At 60.4% G+C, this 20,967-nt stretch carries 20 protein-coding genes and 1 tRNA gene; 15 read left to right on the top strand and 6 right to left on the bottom strand.

What is annotated here, in order from left to right; genetic code table 11:
* Positions 1–34: 34 nt before the first annotated feature.
* Entirely contained in the window at positions 35–1,234 is a 1,200-nt protein-coding gene (locus HNR59_RS11290) for a peptidoglycan DD-metalloendopeptidase family protein (protein ID WP_425488645.1), read from the top strand.
* 158 nt (positions 1,235–1,392) lie between these two features.
* Here HNR59_RS11290 and HNR59_RS11295 read toward each other — a convergent pair whose 3' ends face one another.
* Positions 1,393–2,271, bottom strand: coding sequence for an ATP-binding protein (locus tag HNR59_RS11295; RefSeq protein WP_183829994.1), 879 nt, complete (start codon positions 2,269–2,271; stop codon positions 1,393–1,395).
* Positions 2,272–2,446: 175 nt separating this feature from the next.
* Between HNR59_RS11295 and yajC the strand changes: the two genes are divergently transcribed.
* From yajC to HNR59_RS11315, 4 genes are all read left to right on the top strand, one after another.
* The gene (yajC, locus tag HNR59_RS11300; protein ID WP_183831546.1) at positions 2,447–2,782 is read left to right on the top strand and encodes a preprotein translocase subunit YajC; all 336 of its coding nucleotides are present in this window, start codon (positions 2,447–2,449) and stop codon (positions 2,780–2,782) included.
* Positions 2,783–2,845: 63 nt separating this feature from the next.
* A complete protein-coding gene (gene secDF, locus HNR59_RS11305) occupies positions 2,846–5,410 on the top strand; it encodes a protein translocase subunit SecDF (protein ID WP_183829996.1) in 2,565 nt (854 codons plus the stop codon).
* Positions 5,411–5,452: 42 nt separating this feature from the next.
* Positions 5,453–5,842, top strand: a complete 390-nt coding sequence (locus HNR59_RS11310) for an Mth938-like domain-containing protein (RefSeq protein WP_183829999.1) — start codon at positions 5,453–5,455, stop codon at positions 5,840–5,842.
* 5 nt (positions 5,843–5,847) lie between these two features.
* Positions 5,848–6,693, top strand: a complete 846-nt coding sequence (locus HNR59_RS11315; RefSeq protein ID WP_183830001.1) for a phytoene/squalene synthase family protein — start codon at positions 5,848–5,850, stop codon at positions 6,691–6,693.
* 105 nt (positions 6,694–6,798) lie between these two features.
* Here HNR59_RS11315 and trmFO read toward each other — a convergent pair whose 3' ends face one another.
* From trmFO to HNR59_RS11330, 3 genes are all read right to left on the bottom strand, one after another.
* A complete protein-coding gene (trmFO, locus tag HNR59_RS11320; RefSeq protein ID WP_183830003.1) occupies positions 6,799–8,208 on the bottom strand; it encodes a methylenetetrahydrofolate--tRNA-(uracil(54)-C(5))-methyltransferase (FADH(2)-oxidizing) TrmFO in 1,410 nt (469 codons plus the stop codon).
* A gap of 326 nt (positions 8,209–8,534) precedes the next feature.
* Positions 8,535–8,675 (bottom strand): DUF1127 domain-containing protein, encoded by a 141-nt coding sequence (locus HNR59_RS11325; protein WP_183830005.1) that lies wholly within the window; start codon positions 8,673–8,675, stop codon positions 8,535–8,537.
* 50 nt (positions 8,676–8,725) lie between these two features.
* Positions 8,726–8,866: a DUF1127 domain-containing protein gene (locus tag HNR59_RS11330; protein ID WP_183830007.1), complete on the bottom strand. Its 141-nt coding sequence runs from the start codon at positions 8,864–8,866 to the stop codon at positions 8,726–8,728.
* A 234-nt stretch (positions 8,867–9,100) separates the two neighbouring features.
* Between HNR59_RS11330 and HNR59_RS11335 the strand changes: the two genes are divergently transcribed.
* From HNR59_RS11335 to HNR59_RS11375, 9 genes are all read left to right on the top strand, one after another.
* Positions 9,101–10,216 carry a DUF2157 domain-containing protein gene (locus tag HNR59_RS11335; protein ID WP_183830009.1) on the top strand — a complete coding sequence of 372 codons (1,116 nt, stop codon included), beginning with the start codon at positions 9,101–9,103 and terminating at the stop codon, positions 10,214–10,216.
* Entirely contained in the window at positions 10,213–10,797 is a 585-nt protein-coding gene (locus HNR59_RS11340) for a GDYXXLXY domain-containing protein (RefSeq protein ID WP_183830011.1), read from the top strand. Before HNR59_RS11335 ends, HNR59_RS11340 begins: the two co-directional genes overlap by 4 nt.
* A 308-nt stretch (positions 10,798–11,105) precedes the next feature.
* Entirely contained in the window at positions 11,106–12,302 is a 1,197-nt protein-coding gene (locus HNR59_RS11345) for a septal ring lytic transglycosylase RlpA family protein (RefSeq protein ID WP_183830013.1), read from the top strand.
* Between the two features lie 95 nt (positions 12,303–12,397).
* A complete protein-coding gene (locus HNR59_RS11350; protein ID WP_183830015.1) occupies positions 12,398–13,564 on the top strand; it encodes a D-alanyl-D-alanine carboxypeptidase family protein in 1,167 nt (388 codons plus the stop codon).
* Positions 13,565–13,607: 43 nt separating this feature from the next.
* Complete coding sequence (gene tmk / locus HNR59_RS11355) at positions 13,608–14,285, top strand: dTMP kinase (protein ID WP_183830017.1); 678 nt, start codon at positions 13,608–13,610, stop codon at positions 14,283–14,285.
* Positions 14,282–15,322 (top strand): DNA polymerase III subunit delta', encoded by a 1,041-nt coding sequence (locus HNR59_RS11360; RefSeq protein ID WP_183830019.1) that lies wholly within the window; start codon positions 14,282–14,284, stop codon positions 15,320–15,322. Before tmk ends, HNR59_RS11360 begins: the two co-directional genes overlap by 4 nt.
* Positions 15,323–15,411: 89 nt before the next feature.
* Complete coding sequence (metG, locus tag HNR59_RS11365; protein WP_183830021.1) at positions 15,412–16,962, top strand: methionine--tRNA ligase; 1,551 nt, start codon at positions 15,412–15,414, stop codon at positions 16,960–16,962.
* Positions 16,962–17,762 carry a TatD family hydrolase gene (locus tag HNR59_RS11370; protein WP_183830023.1) on the top strand — a complete coding sequence of 267 codons (801 nt, stop codon included), beginning with the start codon at positions 16,962–16,964 and terminating at the stop codon, positions 17,760–17,762. Before metG ends, HNR59_RS11370 begins: the two co-directional genes overlap by 1 nt.
* A complete protein-coding gene (locus tag HNR59_RS11375; RefSeq protein WP_183830025.1) occupies positions 17,759–18,577 on the top strand; it encodes an MBL fold metallo-hydrolase in 819 nt (272 codons plus the stop codon). Before HNR59_RS11370 ends, HNR59_RS11375 begins: the two co-directional genes overlap by 4 nt.
* A 231-nt stretch (positions 18,578–18,808) precedes the next feature.
* On the opposite strand, the gene HNR59_RS11380 is transcribed toward HNR59_RS11375, so the two are convergent.
* A tRNA-Ser gene (locus HNR59_RS11380) sits at positions 18,809–18,898 on the bottom strand.
* 253 nt (positions 18,899–19,151) lie between these two features.
* On the opposite strand from HNR59_RS11380, the gene HNR59_RS11385 reads away from it, so the two are divergent.
* Entirely contained in the window at positions 19,152–19,799 is a 648-nt protein-coding gene (locus tag HNR59_RS11385; protein ID WP_183830027.1) for a TerC family protein, read from the top strand.
* 98 nt (positions 19,800–19,897) lie between these two features.
* On the opposite strand, the gene HNR59_RS11390 is transcribed toward HNR59_RS11385, so the two are convergent.
* On the bottom strand, positions 19,898–20,965 hold the full coding sequence (locus tag HNR59_RS11390; RefSeq protein WP_183830029.1) for a BMP family ABC transporter substrate-binding protein: 1,068 nt from the start codon (positions 20,963–20,965) through the stop codon (positions 19,898–19,900).
* Between the last annotated feature and the right edge of the window lie 2 nt (positions 20,966–20,967).

Below are 20,967 nucleotides of genomic sequence, written 5' to 3' on the forward strand. Positions count from 1 at the left end.
GGCAAAAAGGCGCAATCTGGCGCGCGGATGCGCCATGTTCTTGGTCGTCGCCGTCGTGTCGGGTTGCAGTTCGGGTGCCATGCGGTTTACCGATGGTCTTGACGGGATAACCACCGCATCCACACCTCGGGCCAATGTTGGCGGGTATGGCAATGTTTCCCAGCCATATCCGGGCGATGTTGCAGCACAACAGCCCGTCTATACAGGCGGCGGCTACGGTTCCGGATCGGTCGGGCGTTCTTCGCTGCCACCGCCGTCGCAGCCCGCCGCAGTAGCACAGGCTCCGGCTCCGGCCGCAGTTCCCGCTGCTCCGGCGCAGGTTGCGGCCGCGCCCCGCCTCGATACGACCACGACCGCTTCCGTGGCGCAGAAGCAGGTGCCGGTTCCTTCCAACAAGCCGTTCCAGACGGCAGGGCAGGAAGCGCAGCGTCTTGCCGACCGCACTACCCAGCCGGTTTCCCAGCCCCAGCAGGTCGCGGCAGTGCCGCAGCCGGCCAGCCCGGCCAAGCCCGCACCGGCAGTCGCTGCCGCAGCAGGAGCCTACACGGTTCAGCAGGGCGATACGCTTTCGGCAATATCGCGCAAGACCGGCGTCAGCGTCGCTGCCCTGCAGCAGGCGAACGGCCTTGCTGATGGCAATATTCGTATCGGTCAGAGCCTGAAGGTGCCGGGTGCGACAGCCGCCGCAACCACGGCTGTCGCTGCGGTGAAGACCCCGGCCAATGTCGATCCGGTAAAGACCGCCTCGACGCCGCCCGCTCCGCAGCAGACCGCGAGCGAGAAGGTCGCTTCCTACACACCGCCCAAACAGGCAACGAAGGCGCTCGATCAGGTTCAGGACGATGGTGCGCAAGCTCCTGATTCCACCGGAATCGGCAAGATGCGCTGGCCGGTCAAGGGGCGGGTGATTTCGGGCTTTGGCGGACCTGGCGGAGACGGTATCGATATTTCCGTTCCGAAGGGCACCCCTGTGAAGGCGGCAGAGAACGGTGTTGTGATATACGCCGGCGACGGTCTCAAGGAGTTCGGCAACACGGTTCTGGTGCGCCACGATAACGGCCTCGTGACTGTCTATGGCAATGCCAGCGAGCTGAACGTCAAGCGCGGCCAGACCGTCAAGCGGGGCGAGCAGATCGCGCTTTCGGGCATGAGCGGCAATGCGAATGCGCCGAAGCTGCACTTCGAGATCCGCAAGAATTCGGCCCCGGTCGATCCGTCAACCTATCTGGAATAGGCAACAGGAACTGTTGGCGGGTCTTCCTGACCTCCAGTCTGCCCCGCCACTTCACCCGCCCCTGAGATGGGGCGGGTTTTTCGTCTTTGGAAAGCGCATTTGCGAAACAGTGATTGCGTCAGCATTCACGCAGTTGCGGCGTGAATGCCGCGACAGGATCAGATCTTCGACAGAGGCTTGCCGATCCGGCCTGCCAGGTCCTGAATGAACTGCCACGCCACGCGCCCGGAGCGGCTTCCTCGGGTGGTTGCCCATTCAAGTGCCTCCGCGCGCAGCGAGTCCTTGTCGGCATCCAGCCCGTAGTGGCTGGCATAGCCGTCCACCATAGCCAGATAATCATCCTGCGAGCATTTGTGAAAACCGAGCCACAATCCGAATCGGTCGGAGAGGGAAACTTTTTCTTCGATCGCTTCGGACGGATTGATGGCCGTCGAGCGCTCATTGTCGATCATGTCGCGGGGCAGCAGATGGCGACGGTTGGACGTGGCGTAGAAGATGACATTGTTCGGTCGCCCCTCGACGCCGCCTTCCAGTGCTGCTTTGAGAGATTTGTAGGACGTGTCGTCATGGTCGAACGACAGGTCGTCACAGAACAGGATGAAGCGGTGCGGCGCTGCCTTTAACAGGCTCATCAGTTTTGGCAGCGTGTCTATGTCTTCGCGATGAATCTCGATGAGCTTGAGCGGCGAAGGGGCTTTGCCGGATGCGTTGACCGTAGCGTGCGCCGCCTTGACCAGCGATGATTTTCCCATGCCGCGTGCGCCCCACAGGAGCACATTGTTGGCCGGCAGGCCGGTTGCAAAGCGTTCGGTATTGTCCACCAGAATGTCGCGCACCCGGTCGACTCCCTTGATGAGGTCGATGTCCACCCTGTTCACGCTGTGAACCGGCTCCAGAAACGACAGTTCTGCCTGCCACACGAAGCAATCGGCGGCATCGATGTCGCTTTTCGGGACCTCTGCGGGAGCCAGACGGCTGACGGCTTCAATCAGGCGATCGAGCTTGCTGTTCAGGGCATCGAGTGGAGTGTCGGTCATGGCTGGCGTATTTCTTCTGCTATCGATGGGTTTGAGAAGGCTGTATCATGGGTCGGTTGGCGCGAAAAGCGCGGGATTGGGCGCGCAGCGCGGTTGCAATGGCTGCTTGAGCGACTATATTCCGGCCGGATTTTCTGGCCGGAATACGGCTTTCCTTTTTATCCAGGAGTTATTCATGTTCGTGACCCCGGCATATGCGCAGGCCACAGGCGGCGCACCCGATATGTTCATCAGCATATTGCCTTTCGTTCTTATTTTCGTGGTAATGTACTTTCTGATCATCCGCCCGCAGCGCGCTCAGATGAAGAAGCGTGGCGAGATGCTGCAGGCCATTCGTCGGGGCGATACCGTTGTCACCGGCGGTGGCTTCATCGGTAAGGTGACCAAGGTCATCGACGACAATGAGCTGGAAATCGACCTCGGCGGCATGAAAGTGACGGCGCTGCGTTCGACCATTGCTGACGTTCGCGTCAAGGGCGAGCCGGTCGCGAACCAGAACGCCAAGAAATAACCGTAATGGGGGCCGATGGCCCTCATCACATGGCCCACGGGCACGCCAACAGGTTTTCGACAGATGCTTTATTTTTCGCGCTGGAAGACGTTTTCGATCTGGGCCGTCGTCCTGCTGGGCGTGCTGTTTTCGCTACCCAACATCTATCCGCAGTCTATGCTGTCTTCGCTGCCGAACTGGTTTCCAACTCGGCAGATGACACTCGGGCTTGATCTGCAGGGTGGTTCGCACATCCTGCTCAAGATCGATACGAACGACCTGATCAAGGCGCAGCTCGAAAGTGCGCGTGATGAAATCAGGACGCAGCTTCGCGATGCCCGCATCGGCTACACGGGGTTGTCGGGCACCAGCAAGGTGGTGCAGGTGCGCATTCGCGATGCCGGGCAGGTACCGGCAGCGAAGGAAGCGCTGAAGTCGCTGACCACCCCGGTTTCTTCCGGCCTGTTTGGCTCCGGAAGCGTGACGGAAATGTCGATGGACGAGCCGGAGCCCGGCCTGCTTCGCTTCACCATGACCGATTCCGGCATTCAGTACCGTACGGCGACGGCACTCAACCAGTCGATCGAGGTGGTTGGCCGCCGTGTCAACGAACTGGGCACGACCGAGCCAATCGTTCAGCGTCAGGGTGACGACCGCATTCTGGTTCAGGTTCCCGGACTTCAGGACCCTGAGCGCCTCAAGGACATTCTGGGCCAGACGGCCAAGCTGACATTCCAGATGGTCGATCAGAGCGTTCCGGTTCAGGAAGCCATGGAAGGCCGTCCGCCTGCCGGGTCGACCGTGCTGTTCTCGCGCGACGATCCGCCGGTTCCTTACCTCATCGAAAACCGTGTTATCGTTTCCGGCGAAAACCTCGTCGATGCACAGGCGACCTTCGACCAGCGGACCAATGAGCCGGTGGTGTCTTTCCGCTTCGATTCGAAGGGCGCGTCGCGCTTCGGTCAGGCCACACAGCAGAATACCGGCAAGCTGTTCGCCATTATCCTCGACAATCAGGTGATTTCGGCTCCGCGCATCAACGAGCCGATCCTTGGTGGTTCGGGGCAGATTTCGGGTTCCTTCACACCACAGACCGCCAACGATCTGGCCGTTCTTCTGCGCGCCGGCGCACTGCCTGCGACGCTGACGATCGTGGAGGAGCGCACGGTCGGTCCGAGCCTCGGTGCGGACTCCATCAACGCCGGCAAGTTCGCCTCGGCCGTTGGCGCCGTTCTTGTCATCGTCTGCATGCTGCTGGTCTACGGCAAGCTCGGTCTCATCGCCAATCTGGCGCTGGCGGCCACCGTCGCCATGATGATCGCCATCCTGACGCTGCTTGGCTCGACGCTTACGCTGCCGGGTATCGCGGGTATCGTGCTGACAATGGGCATGGCCGTCGATTCCAATATCATCATCTTCGAGCGTGTGCGCGAGGAGAGGGCGTATGGAAAATCCATTGTCCAGTCGTTCGATCAGGGCTTCAAGCAGGCGCTTGCAACTGTTGTCGATGCCAACCTGACCACTTTCATCGTCGCCGTCATCCTGTTCTATGTCGGCACCGGCCCGGTTCGCGGCTTTGCCGTCACACTCGGCATCGGCATCATCACCACTGTGTTCACGGCCTTCACGCTGACGCGCTGGATGGTTGCGTTCTGGATCAAGCGTTCCAAGCCGACCGAATATCCGAAGGGGCTGGTGCATTACCTGCCTCTGGAGCCGTCCTTGCCTTTCATGAAGTTGCGCAACTGGGCATTTGCTATTTCCGGCGTTCTTTCCCTCGCCATCATCGGCATGATGTTCGTCAAGGACTTCAACTACGGCGTCGACTTCAAGGGTGGCTCGGTCATCGAGATACAGGCAAAGTCGCATCAGGCCGATGCGGCGGATGTCCGTTCGCGCCTGGAGCAGCTCAATCTGGGTGACGTTCAGGTTCAGGAATTCGGAGATCAGGGCGAACTGATGGTTCGCGTCGCCGCGCAGGATGCCGGGGACAATGCCGAGCAGTCTGCGGTCGAGAAAATCAAGGGCGAGTTCCTTGACGATTACGACTTCCGGCGTGTCGAGACCGTGGGTCCAACCGTTTCCAGCGAACTGGCGCGCACAGGCACTCTGGGTATTCTCGCTTCGATGCTGGCGTTGCTGATCTACATCTGGTTCCGGTTCGAGTGGCAATTCGGCGTTGGCGCGGTGGTGTCCACGGCACATGACGTGATCGTGATCGTGGGCATCTATGTCTTCTTCGGACTGGAGTTCAACCTGTCATCCATTGCGGCGATCCTCACCGTGGTCGGCTACTCCATCAATGACACCGTCGTCATCTACGACCGCATCCGCGAGATGTTGCGGAAGTACAAGAAGATGCCGATCGAGCAGATCATCAATCTGGCTCTGAACCACACGCTGTCACGAACGCTGCTGACCGGCCTGACGGTGCTGCTGGCGCTCCTTGCGCTCTATTTCTACGGTGGCGAGGTCATTTCCTCCTTCGTGTTCGCGATCATCATCGGCGTGTTTGTCGGCAGCTACTCGTCGGTGTTCATTGCCGGCCCCATGCTGATCCTGTTCAAGCTCCGGCCGGAAATGTTCGAGAAGGAAGAGGGCACCAAGAAGGGCGCAGGCTCGGCTCCTGCGCCGGCGTCAGGGGCGTGAATGACGGGCGTGGCTGAATCCTTTGAGCAGCGGTGAGAACCGATGGGACAGGGTATCGTCATGCGCAAGGCGCATTTCCCCGGCCGCGCCCCCATCGAGGCGTACGGCAATGGCGGTTTCCGCTTTGCCGACATGTCGCACAAAGGCTCGATCCTATGCCTCCCATCCGGTATTTACGGGTGGGAGCCGGCTGATCCCCTAAGCCTGACGGTCGCAGACTTCGATCGACTGCTATCTGAAGCTGCCGATGTGGAAGTTTTTCTGGTTGGGATGGGACCCGATCTGCGGCCTTTGCCCAAGCCTTTGCGGGAAGCGCTCAAACAGGCCGGAATAGCCTCGGACCCGATGTCGACCGGAGCGGCCGTGCGCACCTACAATGTGCTGCTTGCGGATAATCGTGCAGTTGGCGCTGCCTTTATCGCTGTCGACTGACAGCCATGGATACCGCCCATCCACTGGTGACAGAGGCCGTAAGAGAGGCCGACCACGACCGTTATCTGGCTGCACTTTATGCCCCGCCGGAGAAACGCGATGCGCTGATGGCGCTTTACGCCTTCAATGCAGAGGTGGCGGGTGTGCGGGATCGCATTCGAGAGGCTTTGCCTGGTGAAGTGCGCCTGCAGTGGTGGCGTGATGCTCTTGGCGCTCCCGCAGGCAGCCCGGAAACGGGTCAGCCCGTAGCAGATGCCCTGCGCGCTGTGATCAGCACATACAATCTTCCGATTGATGCATTCGAGAATTACCTCGAGGCACGGATATTCGATCTCTATGACGATCCCATGCCCTCCCGCACGGATCTGGAAGGCTATTGCGGGGAGACTGCATCGGCACTGATCCAGCTTTCATCCATCATTCTGGATGCTCAGAAGGCGCCCGGCTTTAGCGAACTGGCAGGCCATGCCGGGTGCGCGCAGGCGATAACGGGCCTGCTTCTGCTGCTGCCGAAGCACAGGGCGCGGGGGCAATGCTTCATTCCGGCGGATATTCTGGGCGCCGTGGGCACATCGGCCACGGAGTTCATCAAAGGGGAAGATCGGGAAAGTGCTGCGGGTGCCGTCGCGGCGATGGTCGCGCTGGCGCGTGAGCACCTGCTTGCTTTCCGGAAAGGCGCGGTCTCGCTTCCTGTCTCACTGCGGCCTGCCTTTCTGCCGCTTGCTCTGACCGCCTGCCTGCTGCAGCGCATGGAAGGCAGGGAGGTCGCCGTGCTGGAAGGGCGAGTTTCGCTCTCGCATCTGCGACGCCACTGGTTGCTGTGGCGCCATGCGATGAGAGGATGGCGGTAGTCACGCCACCGAAAGTGGCGACTATTTTGGAGCCAACGGCAGGCGAAAACCAAGCGATATCAGGCGCGCTGCCTGATTCTGCATAACGCGACGCCTTTTTGTGCGCTATTCAGCGGCCGCGGAAGCTTTGACCGTCTCAAGCCATGCGGCGCAATCCTGCAAGGCACGTGCCGACATTGCCTGCTTTTTGGCAATGGTCTTTTCCTTGCCGCGCAAACGCTTGCCCTCCACCTTCGGCACCTCCGCCGGGGGGAACAGCCCGAAATTGATGTTCATAGGCTGGAAGGAACGTTTGCCGGGTTCATCATCCGACAGGATGTGTCCGCCGGTGATATGATTGAGAAGCGCGCCAAATGCAGTTGTAACGGGCGGTACGGAAAGCGAGCGGCCAAGACGTGCAGCAGCGGCAAACCGACCTGCAAGCAGGCCGATGGCAGCGCTTTCCACATAACCCTCGCAACCGGTGATCTGTCCCGCAAACCGCAGGCCGGGTCGGGCCCTGAGCTGTAACGTGTCGTCCAGCAACTCGGGAGAGTTGATGTAGGTGTTGCGGTGCAGCCCGCCCAGACGCGCGAATTCCGCATTCTCCAGCCCGGGAATCGTGCGGAAAATGCGCACCTGCTCGCCATGTTTCAGCTTCGTCTGGAAGCCGACCATATTGTAGAGCGTGCCAAGCGCATTGTCCTGCCGCAACTGCACGACTGCATAGGGCTTGATCGTCGGATTATGTGCATTGGTCAGCCCCATCGGCTTCATCGGGCCGTGGCGCAGGGTTTCAGGGCCGCGCTCGGCCATCACCTCGATCGGCAGGCAGCCGTCGAAATAGGGCGTGCCTTCCCACTGCTTGAATTCTGTCTTGCCGCCGGCAATCAGCGCTTCGATGAAGGCGTCATATTGCGCCTTGTCCATCGGGCAGTTGATGTAATCCTTACCCGTGCCGCCGGGACCGACCTTGTCATATCGTGACTGGAACCATGCCACGTTCATGTCGATGGTTTCGAAATGGATGATCGGGGCAATGGCATCGAAGAATGCCAGCGCATCGGCGCCGGTCTTTTCGGCAATGGCAGCCGCGAGTTCGGCTGACGTCAGCGGACCGGTGGCGATGATTGCCTGATCCCAGTCTTCGGGTGGCAATGCAGTCATTTCTTCCCGCGCGATGGTGATGATCGGGTGTGCTTCCAGCTTTGCCGTCACGGCCTGCGAGAAGCCGTCGCGATCGACGGCGAGCGCGCCACCCGCCGGCACCTGATTGGCGTCGCCCGATTGCATGATGAGCGATCCGGCCAGCCGCATTTCGGCATGAAGAAGCCCGACCGCGTTGGTTGCGGCATCGTCGGAGCGAAATGAATTGGAACAGACCAGCTCGGCCAACCCGTCGGTCTTGTGCGCGTCCGTGCCGCGAACCGGACGCATTTCGTGGAGTATGACCGGCACGCCTGCCTGCGCCACCTGCCATGCTGCTTCCGATCCGGCGAGACCGCCGCCGATGATGTGAATGGGCTTGATTGTCATGCCGCGCACTTAATCCGTTGCAGCGTGGAATGCAATGTTCGGGGAGGGGTGGCCCACAAACGACAACACCCGCCGGGGGAGGAGGTCCGGCGGGTGTCGTTAGGGTGGTCGATCAAGGGAGGAGGAGGAGATCGACCAATCGTCGTCGCCCGGGAGGAGGTAGGCTTCGACGAAACTTGTTGCTCTTTGAAGAGCTGAATTCTTAACAACGCCCGCCGGGGGAGGAGGTCCGGCGGGCGCCGTTAGGGTGGTCAGCCTTATTGGGAGGAGGAGGGCTGACCTTATCCGTCGAAGCGGGGAGGAGGTCGCTTCGACGAAATTCCGTTTCAGAACACCTTTCGGCTCAGATACGCCAGTTCGTGACGCGCTATGCCAAGGTCTTCAAGCTGGCGATTGGAAAGTCGACCCAGTTCAATCACAGCGCTGCGGCATGCGCGCCATCTGCGAAAGTTTTGGATCAGCCTCATCGCCGTATTCCCAGAAACTTTTTCGGGGTGAGGTGCTCACCCCGAAGAAATCAGACCGACTTGCGGGCGACGAAGTGGATGTCGCTGCGGCTGATGCCGAGATCGGTCAGTTCACGGTTGCTCAGGCGGCTCAGCTCGGAAACCGTTTCACGATAGCGGCGCCAGTTGCGGTAATTGCGGATCAGGTTCATGGTCATTCTCTTTATTGTTCTTGCGGGTTCGTTCGTCTTGGTACACAGCCTAGATAGGATGACCCGTCCTGCTTTGAAAGAGCGGATGGCGCATGGCAGCAATGCAATTTGTGCAATGCAATATCTTTGCTCCTTCACGGGTCCGACATAAAAAGGTCAAATTCGAAAAAGCACGTTCGAACAACGCTTTGGAATGCATGCTTGGTAATCCCACTCTTTTAATGGAAAAAGCATATGGCGCGCTATGTCGTGCGGCTGCGACAGGATGTTGAGCGCTGGGTCTCGAATGGGCTGATCGATACCGGAACGGCCGGAAAACTGCTTGCCGACGCCGAGAGCCGTGACCGCCAGGGCTTCGGGTCGGGAACTGTCCTTGCGATGATGGCGGCGCTGCTCCTTGGTGCGGCAATCCTCATCTTCGTTGCCGCCAACTGGGAAGCCTTTCCCAGATTGCTGCGCGTCGGCGCGCTGTTTTCCGTGATAGCCGGCGGCTATGTGGGAGGCGCCATCTTTAGAAGCAGGGGGCACGGGGTAATCGGCGAGGCGCTGTGGATCGTCGCGGCTGCAGCCTTCGGCGGCTCCCTCGCCCTTATCGGCCAGATGTATCATATTTCCGGCGATGAATCCGCCGCTATGCTGACCTGGTGCGCGGCAACGGCCCTGGCGGCCATCGTCCTGCGCTCCGGTCCGCTTACCGTTGCCGCAGTCGGCATTATTGATGCGTGGCTTGCTGGTTTGCTGACGGGCGGCCTGTTCAGCTTCTCCCATGTCGCCACGCCGCATCTGTTTCTGCCGGTTGCAGCGGTTCTGTTCGCCATTTCCTACTGGACGCAAAGCGGGACGGCTCGCCACCTCATTTTGCTGTCGGTCATCGCCTATGCGAGCTGGCTGGTGGTGGACGGAAACATCGTCGAGAACGGCTTTGTCATGGCCTGCGTTTCGGCTGGTTTGTTTGCCGTCGCACATGTCGCGCCGCGCGAGGTGGACAATATTGTGCGTCTCGGGGGGCGTTTACCCGTTCACGCACTGATCGGCTTTCTGGTCGCAATGGCTCTGCTTCAGATCGAGCTTGAAGGCGAGGACACTTTCGCCGTTGCCGCTGCGGTGACGCTGGCTGGCATCGTCGCAGCGATCGTTCTGCAGGGGAGGACCAGCCGTGGACTCCGCTGGATTGCCTATCTCGCCTTCGCTCTCGAACTGTGCCTGATATATGGGGTCACAATGGGTACCATGCTGGGCACCGCCGGCTTCTTCCTGTTCGCCGCCGTGCTGCTGGGGCTGCTCGCCGTAATCATCCTCAGGCTTGAAAAGCGGATGGGGCAGACCCGGACGGATGGGGGCCGGGCATGACCAGTGGCAGAAAGCTGATATTCGCCTCCATTGCGCTGGCGCTTGTGCAGATCATATTTCTGGGCTGGATGATCGTGGACCGCGCTGCTGTGCTGCGGGATGGCCGCGAGGTGCTCCTGAAAGTCGAGCCGGTCGATCCGCGCGATCTTTTGCGCGGCGACTATGTGATCCTCAGTTACGGCATCTCGCGCATTCCGCTTTCGATGGTTGCGGATATCGATGAGCTTGACGAAGAGCTTGCAACGCGCACCACCATCGTCGTGCGCCTGCGCAAGGCGCAGGACGGATACTGGGAAGCTGTAAATGCATGGGTGAGACCACCTCCAACACCTGCTGGCGCCGATGAAGTGGACATCGAGGGGCAGATACCTGCGCTGAACCGCGTTCATATGCAGGGAGAGGTTCGTGTCACCTATGGCATTGAGCGCTTTTATCTGCCCGAGGGCGAGGGGCGCGCTATCGAGCGGGACATGGGCAGCCGCCCCTTTGCTGTGCGTGTCGCCGTTTCAAACGCCGGGAAATCGCAGGTAAAGGCGCTGATGGATGGTGAGCAACTGCTGTTTCAGGAGCCTCTCTACTAAACCTCTTGGACCATGCTCAACGACAGGATGGGTCAGCCGGACTGTCGCCCGTGAGACTTCGCACTCCGCGGATGAGCCGTGAATGCAAAGGTCGCCGATCTCCTGCGCGAGATTGTCTGAGGATCAGCTGCTTCCCTTCGCCAACACAAAGATGCCCGGTTGCCGCCACAATCGGTTAATACGCCGCTAAGAAATTCCTGCGCAAATAACTATGAGCACAAGCAGGAAACCGTGCTCGGGATCGGCGCGAGCAGCGAGCGATCTCTTTTCTGTGCCCTTCTTTGTTGTCGGTCAGGGGGTTGTGTTACATGCAGGTCGTGACGCGCAGGGGATTTCGCCGCACCCTTACCATCATGTCCTTTGCGGTTTCGGCCATTGCTCTTGCAGCATGCGGAACTCCACAGCCAAAGCAGCAGACCAAGCCGCGTTCAAAGGAATATTTCCCCGAATCCAAATATGGCGTTAAGGCCAGCCCGCGTGTGGCGCAGGGTTCGAAGATCAGGCGCGGCGGTGGCCGCGATCAGGTTGGCAAGCCTTATCAGGTGGCCGGCAAATGGTATCATCCCAAGGAAGACCCGAAATACTCGAAAACCGGGGCTGCTTCCTGGTATGGCGACGCCTTTCACGGGCGGCTGACTGCGAATGGCGAGGTTTACGACACCGAGCATCTGACCGCCGCTCATCCGACAATGCCGCTCCCGAGTTATGCCAGGGTCACCAATGTGGCCAATGGCAGTTCCATGATCGTCCGCGTCAATGACCGCGGTCCTTATCACGGCAACCGCATCATCGACCTGTCGAAGCGCGCGGCCGATATGCTGGGCTACCGCACTGCGGGCACGGCCAACGTCAAGGTTGAGTATGTGGGGCGGGCGCCGTTGAATGGCGACGACGAACCTTATCTGATGGCTTCTTATCAGCCCGGAAATGGTGCCCCCGATCCATCGGTTGGCCTGCCGACAGGCGTGATGATTGCCATGAACGGCTCGACCCCGAGCATGGGTGCCGCTTCACGGGGCGTGCCGTTCCCCGGCCGGAGTTCCGATGCGCAGCAGGCATTTGCCTTCGGTGACGGAAGCTTGCCGGAATACGGGCCAATCGTCCCGATACGCCCGGACAGCGGCATGCCTGCGGATTCGCCCTTCGCGCTTGCATCGCTTTCCTACGCGGACGAACGCATTCAATCTGCCACTGAGGCCTTTTCCGCGGTCGATCGCGGTGCGATGACGCCGCGGGCTGTCGTGGACTCGTGGAAGCGCGCCAATCCGACACAGAATGTAGCGGGCGATTACATTGCAGCCGGCGCCTACCATAGTGAAGCAGAGGCACGTCGCGTCGCGCGGCGTCTGTCCGGTTTGGGCAAGGTGGTCATCAAGCGCACAGAAGGCGAGGGAGCCGAATGGCATGCGCTGGAGATTTACGCTGACGGTCATGCGGACCTCGACGCCATCCTGCAGGCAGCATGGGAAAATGGCGCGCCCGATGCCCTCGTCGTGCGCAACTGATGGCGACGGCCGCAATCGAAGCGCATGCACGGCTGTTGATCTGCCAGCCTGCGGCCTGATAGCCTGAAGTTCATTCCTTACGGGCAGGCGTCTTAATGTCATTTTTTTTGCGCGTTCCGTTCATTGCCCTGACGGCCCTGGCCTGCCTGTGGCTTTCCGCCGCCGGCGCTTTCGCGCAGCTGTTCGAAACGAAGGCCGCACAAGCCTTCATGATCGATGGCGAAACGGGGAGCGTGCTCTTCGCCAAGGATGCCGACGCCACTATTCAGCCGGCTTCTCTGGCCAAGTTGATGACGCTGGAGATGGCCTTCGACGCTGTGAAATCCGGCCGGCTGAAGCTGGATGACACATTCGTGGTCAGCGAGAATGCATGGCGCACCGGCGGCGCACCCTCGCGCACCTCCACCATGTTCGCTGCTGTCAGGTCCAGCATTCGCCTTGAGGACCTCATGCGCGGCATTGCGGTGCAGGCAGCCAATGACGGCTGCATCATCATTGCCGAGGGCGTCGCCGGATCGGAAAGCGGCTTTGCCCTCCAGATGACGGAGCGCGCCCGCAAGATCGGCCTGCAAAAGTCCGTGTTCGTCAATGCGACGGGACTGCCAGCGGATGGCCAGATGACCACGGTGCGCGAACTGGCGCTGCTTGCCCGTCACCTCCAGCAGACCTACCCGGATCTTTACCGGCTGTTTTCGGAAACCGATTTCACCTGGAACAAGATCAACCAGCGCAACCGCAACCCGTTGCTGGCGATGGATATCGGCGCAGAGGGACTGGCCGTGGGCGCCAGCGAGCAGAACGGTTTTGCCATTGTCGGCGCGCTATCGCAGAACGGCCGGCGCGTGATTGCGGCACTTGCCGGCCTCTCTTCAGATCGCGAGCGTGCGGAAGAATCGCGCAAGCTTCTGGAATGGGGACTGCGCTCCTTCGAGAAAACCGAAATTTTCGCTGCGAATGAAACGGTGGGAACCGCGCAGGTCTATGGTGGCAGCAAGGGCGGTGTCGCGCTTACCGCAACAGGGCCGGTCGATCTGCTTCTGCCTGTCGCCAATCGCGACAAGCTGACGGCGCGGATCGTCTATCAGGGGCCACTTCGGGCGCCGGTGGAGCAGGGGCAGGCGGTTGGTTCGCTGCGCATATGGATAGGCGACACGCTGAGCCAGGAAGTGCCGTTGCAGGCAGCGGAGACGGTCGAGGTCGGCAAACTCCACAACCGCGCCTTCGATGCGCTCAAGGAACTGGCCATAGGCTGGCTGCGCTGATAAGCGAAAGGCTTGTCGCGACAACGGAACGAAACATCAGCCAGTGCGTCAGGGATTCTTCATAAGCTTCGAAGGCGGGGAGGGCGCCGGAAAGTCCACCCAGATCGAGCGGCTTGCCAGCAAGCTGCGCGCCAAGAAGTATGATGTCGTGGTCACGCGCGAGCCGGGCGGTTCATCCGGAGCCGAGGCGGTGCGCCACGTCATTCTTTCTGGCGCGGCCGAGGCATTGGGCCCCAGAATGGAGGCGATGCTTTTTGCCGCTGCCCGTTCCGATCATGTCGAGCAACTGATCAGGCCGGCAATCGAACGCGGCGCGATTGTCTTATGCGATCGGTTTGTCGATTCGTCGCGTGTCTATCAGGGCGTGACGGGCGGGCTGCCTCCCGATTTCATGGAGACGCTGGAAAAGGTCACCGTGAACGGCATGATGCCCGACATGACGATCATCTTCGACATCGATCCGATTGAGGGCCTCAGGCGCGCCGATGCGCGGCGCTCCAGCGGCGATGCGCCGGACCGTTTCGAGAAGGAAACCATCGAGATGCACAGGCAGCGGCGGGAGGCCTTCCTCTCCATCGCCGAGGCGGAGCCCGACCGCTGCGTGGTGATCGATGCCGCATCCTCTCCCGACGAGGTTGACGATGCGGTGACGGAAGCCGTGTTCGGAAGGCTGGAGACGCGCGCGCTCGCGAACGGCAAGAAGCGCGAAGAGGTGCCATGATGTTCGAGCGTCTGGCACCCGAGCAGCATGACACTCTGGAAGGCGTGCCTGAACCAGCGGAAACGCCTGTGCTGGTCGGCCATGAAGAGGCCTCCGGCATGCTGGTCAATGCCTATCGCTCGGGCAAGTTGCCCCATGCGCTGATGTTTGTCGGCCCGGTCGGGATAGGTAAGGCAACGCTGGCCTTTCACCTTGCCCACCATCTGCTGAAATATCCGCGCCATCAGGAAGCCCCGGCACAGCTTGCGGTGCCGGATCCCGCTTCGCCGCTGTTCCGGCAGATCGCGCAGGGCGCGCATCCTTCGGTCCTGCATCTCACGCGGCCGCTCAATGAGCGCACCAAGGCCTATAAATCGGTCGTCACCGTGGACGAGATTCGCAAGGTCGGAAGCTTCCTGTCCCTGACCTCGCATGATGGCGGCTACCGCGTGGTCATCGTCGATCCGGCCGACGACATGAACGCCAATGCGGCCAACGCTCTTCTGAAAAACCTTGAGGAACCGCCGGCGCGCACGCTTTTCATCCTCATCGTGCATGCGCCTGGCTCGCTTCTGCCGACAATTCGGTCCCGCTGTCAGGTGGTGCGCCTGTCGCCGCTGGAGCCTCTCCAGCTTACCAGCGTTCTGGAAACCGTGGGGCAGTCTTCCGCAGGGAGCGAGGTTGCGGAGCGGGCAGGGGGCAGCGTACGCAATGCCATCATGCTCGCCCAATATGGCGGGCTGGAAATAGCGCAGGCCCTCGACGATCTGGTGCATTCGCCGCGCTATGAGGTAGGGAGCGCACACCGGCTGGCCGATGTGGTCGCAGGCCGCGACGGGGCGGTGCCCTTTGACATATTCAACCGTCACGCGCTCGATCTGCTTTCCGGGGAAGCGCGGCAGGCCGCCCTTGGCGGAAACCTCGCCCGCGCCAAATCGCTCACCGATGCTTGGCAGGACGCACGCAATGCGATAATCGAGATGGAAACCTATAACCTCGACAAGAAGCAGCACGCGCTTTCGATGATTGATCGCCTGAACTCTGCATTTCGAATGTGAAGCTCTGCCTTGCCGCGGGATGGCAATCGCCGTTCCGATGCTATATCCACCGCACATTCTTCCTTTGCAGACTTCAAGACGGTCCCTTCATGTCGCGCGATAGTTTCTACATCACCACTGCCATTTCCTATCCTAACGGCAAGCCGCATATCGGCCATGCCTATGAGCTGATCGCCACGGATGCGCTTGCGCGGTTCCAGCGCTGCGACGGCAAGGACGTCTTCTTCCTCACCGGGACGGACGAACACGGCATCAAGATGCTGCAGACGGCCAAGAAGGAAGGCATTTCGCCGCGTGAACTGGCGGACCGAAATGCCGCCGCGTTCCAGCGCATGGCCGTGGCGCTGAATGCCTCCAACGACGATTTCATCCGCACCACCGAGGAGCGCCACTACAAGGCCTCGCAGGCGATCTGGAAGGCTATGGCCGACCGGGGCGACATCTACAAGGGCGGCTATGCCGGCTGGTATTCGGTGCGCGATGAAGCCTATTACGGCGAAGAGGAAACCGAAGTGCGCGAAGATGGCGTGCGCTACGGACCGCAGGGCACGCCGGTGGAATGGGTCGAGGAGGAAAGCTATTTCTTCCGCCTGTCCGCCTATCAGGACAAGCTGCTGGAGCTTTATGAAAGCCGTCCCGATTTTATCGGACCGGCCGAGCGCCGCAACGAAGTGGCAAGCTTTGTTCGCTCGGGCCTGAAGGACCTGTCCATCTCCCGCACCACATTCGACTGGGGCGTTCCGGTGCCGGGCGACGAAAAGCACGTGATGTATGTGTGGGTGGATGCGCTCACGAATTACATCACCTCGCTTGGCTATCCTGATGAAAATGAAGCGAAATGGAAATTCTGGCCTGCCGACGCGCACATCATCGGCAAGGACATTGTGCGCTTCCACGCCATCTACTGGCCGGCCTTCCTGATTTCGGCCGGCATCGAGCTTCCGAAGCGGGTTTTCGGCCACGGCTTCCTGTTCAACCGCGGTGAAAAGATGTCGAAGTCGCTCGGCAACGTCATCGATCCCTTCACCATGGTGGAGCATTACGGCCTCGATCAGGTTCGCTATTTCTTCCTGCGCGAAGTGCCGTTCGGGCAGGACGGCAGCTACAGCCATGACGCGATCGTCAACCGCACCAATGCCGATCTCGCCAACGATCTCGGCAATCTCGCGCAGCGCTCGCTGTCCATGATCGCCAAGAACTGCGGCGGCGTGGTGCCGGCGCGTGGCGAACTGGCGGAGGCTGACAAGGCCATTCTGGCACAGGCGGTGGACGCGCTGGCGACCGCGCGCAGGACCATGGCCGAACAGGCCATCCATCAGGCGCTGGCAGCGATCTTCGGCGTGGTGGCGGAAGCCAACCGCTATTTCGCGGGGCAGGAGCCCTGGGCGCTGAAGAAGACCGATCCGGCGCGCATGGAAACGGTGCTGTGGACGACGGCCGAGATCATCCGGCGCGTCGGCATTCTGTGCCAGCCTTTCATTCCCGGTTCCGCCGCCAAACTGCTCGATCTTCTGGCCGTCGGCGAGGATCAGCGCGGTTTCGGACATGTCGACACGCTCGACGCTCTGGTGCCCGGCACGCCGCTGCCGGCGCCGCAGCCCGTGTTCCCACGCTATGTGGAGCAGGAGCCTGCCGCCTGATGCTGGTCGACAGTCACTGCCATCTCGATTTCCCGGATTTCGCCGAGGAGCGGGATGCAATCATCGCCCGTGCCCGCGAAGCCGGCGTTGGCCGCATGGTGACGATTTCGACTCAGGTGCAGAAGTTTGACCGCATCCTTGAAGTCGCTGAGGCGTATGATGAGGTCTATTGTTCAGTCGGCACGCATCCGAACAGCGTGGCGCAGGAACCCGTTGTTTCTGCGGAAGACCTGATCGGGCTCAGCAGTCATCCCAAGGTGGTCGCCATCGGCGAGTCGGGTCTTGACTATCATTACGACTATGCCACGCCGCAGCTTCAGGCCGCGTGCCTCCGCAATCACATCGCAGCCGCACGCGAAACCGGCTTGCCGCTGGTCATCCATGCCCGTTCTGCCGATGATGACGTAGCGGCCATTCTGGAAGAGGAGATGGGGAAGGGGGCTTTCCCCTTCGTCCTGCATTGCTTCTCTTCCGGAAAGCGGCTGGCAGAGGTCGGCGTTGCGCTTGGTGGATATGTCTCCTTTTCCGGCATTCTGACATTCCGGAACTCTCAGGACATTCGCGACATCGCGGCTGCCGTGCCGCATGAGCGCTTGCTGGTGGAGACGGATGCGCCTTACCTCGCCCCGGTTCCACATCGCGGCAAGCGCAACGAGCCTGCGTTCGTGGTGCATACTGCAGCGGTTCTGGCCGAAACCATCGGCGTCGATGCCCAACAGGTGGCAAGGCTGACCACGGAAAACTTCTTTCGTCTTTTCAGTAAGATGTCTCGACCCGATGAAGTGGCGATAGAGGCGTGAGCGACCGGCTGCGCGTCACCATCCTGGGGTGCGGCTCGTCGCCCGGCGTGCCGCGCATCACCGGTGACTGGGGCGCCTGCGATCCCGCCAACCCGAAAAACCGACGCATGCGCGCCTCCGCCATGTTCGAGCGCATCAGGGCCGACGGGCGCCGCACCACGGTGGTGATCGACACCGGCCCGGATTTCCGCGCCCAGATGCTGATGGCGAAAGTCGGCCATATCGATGCCGTGCTTTATACGCATGCCCATGCCGACCATATCCATGGCATAGACGATCTGCGTGGCTATGTGCTCGAGCAGAAGCGCCTCATCGACATCTATGCCGACGCAGCGACCATGGTGCGCCTGCGCGAGGCTTTCGGCTATTGCTTTGAAACGCCGCCCGGCAGCTCATATCCGCCGATCCTTTGGGCGCGCGGCATCGATCATGACCGGACGGTCACTGTGGAAGGAGAGGGCGGTGCCCTCACCTTCGAGCCGCTGCCGCAAGTGCATGGCGACATAACCTCGCTCGGCTTCCGTGTTGAAAACATTGCCTATTGTCCCGACGTCAGCGGTATTCCGGAAACTACGGCATTGCGCCTGAACGGCCTTGAACTGCTGATCGTCGACGCCTTGCAATACCGCCGTCATCCCAGCCATTTTTCGCTCGGCGAGGCACTGGAATGGATCGACCGGCTGAAGCCCAAGCAAGCCGTTCTGACCCATATGCACATACCGCTGGATTACGAGACGGTTCTGGCTGAAACGCCGGACAATGTTCAGCCGGCCTATGACGGCTTGGTGCTGGAATTTCCAATCCAGCCGGCCTGATCCGCGATACACACCCATTCTGTACGTGTGCATCTGGGAATCACACGATAACCCCCGGGCTCCGATCAAGGCGCAAATCTCCCATTAGATTACCAGAATAGTTCCATAATCTATCTTATGCGACTTTTTGATATTGCCGCAAAGCAGGCATGTAGCCCTGCTTCACAACTGTACTTTCGTGTGTACGCTGAAAGAGGAAAAGCCTTTGCGGCCATTGGAAATCAGAGGTCGTGGCGGAGGGAGTGGGATTCGAACCCACGGAGACATCACTGCCTCGCCGGTTTTCAAGACCGGTGCCTTAAACCGCTCGGCCATCCCTCCTGCCCGACTGCCGCCTCACAGTAAAGGCATGCAATACACGGCTTTAGCGCCGAGCATGGTCGACAGTCAACAGATGAGACGGTTGCTGCAATTCTTATTTCCTGAAGTGCGCTCAGGGTGACCTACCGCCGGGCTTTCGCAGGTTGCAGGACGATGGAGACGACAACCCCTGACGGCCCAACAACCCTTGACTGCATTGCCGGCTTGGGCGTAGGCCTCCGGTGTTCCCACGACATGGATAGGCGATCTGGCCATGGAAATTTTTACCGCAGCTGGCTTCACTGCGCTCCTTCAGGTGATTTTCATCGATCTGGTTCTGGCCGGAGACAACGCCATCGTTATCGGTCTTGCAGCCGCTGGCTTGCCGGCTGACCAACGCAAGAAAGCGATCCTGATCGGGGTTCTGGCTGCAACCATTCTGCGTATCGTATTTGCGGTGATAACCGTACATCTCCTTGCAATACTCGGCCTGCTTCTGGTTGGCGGCATCCTGTTGCTGTGGGTTTGCTGGAAAATGTGGCGCGAGTTGCGCACCTCTCATGAGGATGAAGAGGAAGCGACGCGGGTTCTGGCCGATGGCGCGGAATCTTCTCCCTCGAAGGCTCCCCGCAAAACGCTTCTGCAGGCGGCGATCCAGATCGTCGTGGCCGACGTTTCCATGTCGCTCGACAATGTGCTGGCCGTAGCTGGTGCAGCGCGCGACCACTTCACCGTACTCGTCGTCGGCCTCGTCTTCTCTGTCGCTCTCATGGGGCTTGCCGCGTCGCTGATTGCACGGCTTCTCCACCGCTATCGCTGGATCGCCTATATCGGCTTGCTGATCATCCTCTATGTCGCGCTCGACATGATCTATCGGGGCGCGCTGGAAGTGTGGCCGCATGTTAGCGGTTATCTGGCTTGAGGCAGAGCCCAAGCATTTTCTGAAAAGCACACCCTCCCCCAAACAAGCAAAAAAGGGCGCCCGAAAGGCGCCCTTCTCTGCTTTCGCTCCGCTGACGATTACTGCGGAAGCTTGTCGTCGATGCCCTTAACATAGAAATTCATGCCCAGAAGGGTCTGATCATCGGCAACCTCGCCGTCCTTCAGCCATTCCGTACCATCCTGTCTGGTGATCGGGCCGGTGTAGGGGTTCCATCCGTCCGTGATTTTCTGAACGGTTGCCTTTGCAGCCTCTGCAACCTCATCCGGCACGTTGGTGTAGGGTGCCATGTAGAGGATGTCGTCCTTGAAGCCTTCCCACCGGCTTTCCGCCTTCCAGCTGCCATCAATGACAGCCTTGACGCGGTTCACATAGTACGGGCCCCAGTTGTTCACTGCCGCGGTGAGCTGTGCCTTGGGAGCGAACTTGGACATGTCGGCTGCCTGACCGAAGCCGTGCATCCCACGCTCTTCGGCAATCTGGAGCGGAGCCGTCGAATTGGTGTGCTGGGCGATGATGTCTGCCCCCTGATCAAACAGCGCCTTGGCGGCGTCGGCTTCCTTGCCCGGATCGAACCAGGAGTTGATCCACACAACCTTCAGCTTGAAATCCGGATTGACGGACTGGGCGCCGAGCATGAAGGCATTGATGCCCATCACGACTTCAGGAATGGGGAACGAAACGATGTAACCGGCTACGCCGGTCTTCGACTGCTTGGCCGCGATCTGGCCGCTGACATAACGACCTTCATAGAAGCGGATGTTGTAGACGCCCATGTTGTCGGATGTCTTGAAGCCGGTGGCGTGCTCGAATTTCACGTCGGGGAACTTGTTCGCCACTTCGAGTTCGGCATCCATGAAGCCGAAGGAGGTGCCGAAGATGATCTTGCACCCGTCGCGCGCCATGCGCTCAAAGGAACGGGCAGCGTCCGGCCCTTCCGAAACGTTTTCGAGGAAGGCGGTCTCGACCTGATCGCCAAGCTCGTTCTCCACCATCTGGCGGCCCTGATCGTGCTGGAAGGCAAAGCCGAAGTCGCCGATGGAACCTGTGTAGATCCAGCAGGCCTTCAGCTTGTCCTGCGCCTGAGCGGGCGCGGAAAAGGCAAGGGCTGCCACCGCTGCCATCAGAGCTGTCATGGTCTTTTTCATAT

The organism is Aquamicrobium lusatiense (genome assembly GCF_014201615.1).
Lineage (GTDB): Bacteria > Pseudomonadota > Alphaproteobacteria > Rhizobiales > Rhizobiaceae > Mesorhizobium > Mesorhizobium lusatiense.

Excerpts from the sequence above, each read along its gene's own strand:
- HNR59_RS11290 (WP_425488645.1), top strand. The coding sequence starts at position 35 with ATGTTCTTGGTCGTCGCCGTCGTGTCGGGTTGCAGTTCGGGTGCCATG.
- HNR59_RS11295 (WP_183829994.1), bottom strand. The coding sequence starts at position 2,271 with ATGACCGACACTCCACTCGATGCCCTGAACAGCAAGCTCGATCGCCTG.
- yajC (WP_183831546.1), top strand. The coding sequence starts at position 2,447 with ATGTTCGTGACCCCGGCATATGCGCAGGCCACAGGCGGCGCACCCGAT.
- secDF (WP_183829996.1), top strand. The coding sequence starts at position 2,846 with ATGCTTTATTTTTCGCGCTGGAAGACGTTTTCGATCTGGGCCGTCGTC.
- HNR59_RS11310 (WP_183829999.1), top strand. The coding sequence starts at position 5,453 with ATGGGACAGGGTATCGTCATGCGCAAGGCGCATTTCCCCGGCCGCGCC.
- HNR59_RS11315 (WP_183830001.1), top strand. The coding sequence starts at position 5,848 with ATGGATACCGCCCATCCACTGGTGACAGAGGCCGTAAGAGAGGCCGAC.
- trmFO (WP_183830003.1), bottom strand. The coding sequence starts at position 8,208 with ATGACAATCAAGCCCATTCACATCATCGGCGGCGGTCTCGCCGGATCG.
- HNR59_RS11325 (WP_183830005.1), bottom strand. The coding sequence starts at position 8,675 with ATGAGGCTGATCCAAAACTTTCGCAGATGGCGCGCATGCCGCAGCGCT.
- HNR59_RS11330 (WP_183830007.1), bottom strand. The coding sequence starts at position 8,866 with ATGAACCTGATCCGCAATTACCGCAACTGGCGCCGCTATCGTGAAACG.
- HNR59_RS11335 (WP_183830009.1), top strand. The coding sequence starts at position 9,101 with ATGGCGCGCTATGTCGTGCGGCTGCGACAGGATGTTGAGCGCTGGGTC.
- HNR59_RS11340 (WP_183830011.1), top strand. The coding sequence starts at position 10,213 with ATGACCAGTGGCAGAAAGCTGATATTCGCCTCCATTGCGCTGGCGCTT.
- HNR59_RS11345 (WP_183830013.1), top strand. The coding sequence starts at position 11,106 with ATGCAGGTCGTGACGCGCAGGGGATTTCGCCGCACCCTTACCATCATG.
- HNR59_RS11350 (WP_183830015.1), top strand. The coding sequence starts at position 12,398 with ATGTCATTTTTTTTGCGCGTTCCGTTCATTGCCCTGACGGCCCTGGCC.
- HNR59_RS11360 (WP_183830019.1), top strand. The coding sequence starts at position 14,282 with ATGATGTTCGAGCGTCTGGCACCCGAGCAGCATGACACTCTGGAAGGC.
- metG (WP_183830021.1), top strand. The coding sequence starts at position 15,412 with ATGTCGCGCGATAGTTTCTACATCACCACTGCCATTTCCTATCCTAAC.
- HNR59_RS11370 (WP_183830023.1), top strand. The coding sequence starts at position 16,962 with ATGCTGGTCGACAGTCACTGCCATCTCGATTTCCCGGATTTCGCCGAG.
- HNR59_RS11385 (WP_183830027.1), top strand. The coding sequence starts at position 19,152 with ATGGAAATTTTTACCGCAGCTGGCTTCACTGCGCTCCTTCAGGTGATT.
- HNR59_RS11390 (WP_183830029.1), bottom strand. The coding sequence starts at position 20,965 with ATGAAAAAGACCATGACAGCTCTGATGGCAGCGGTGGCAGCCCTTGCC.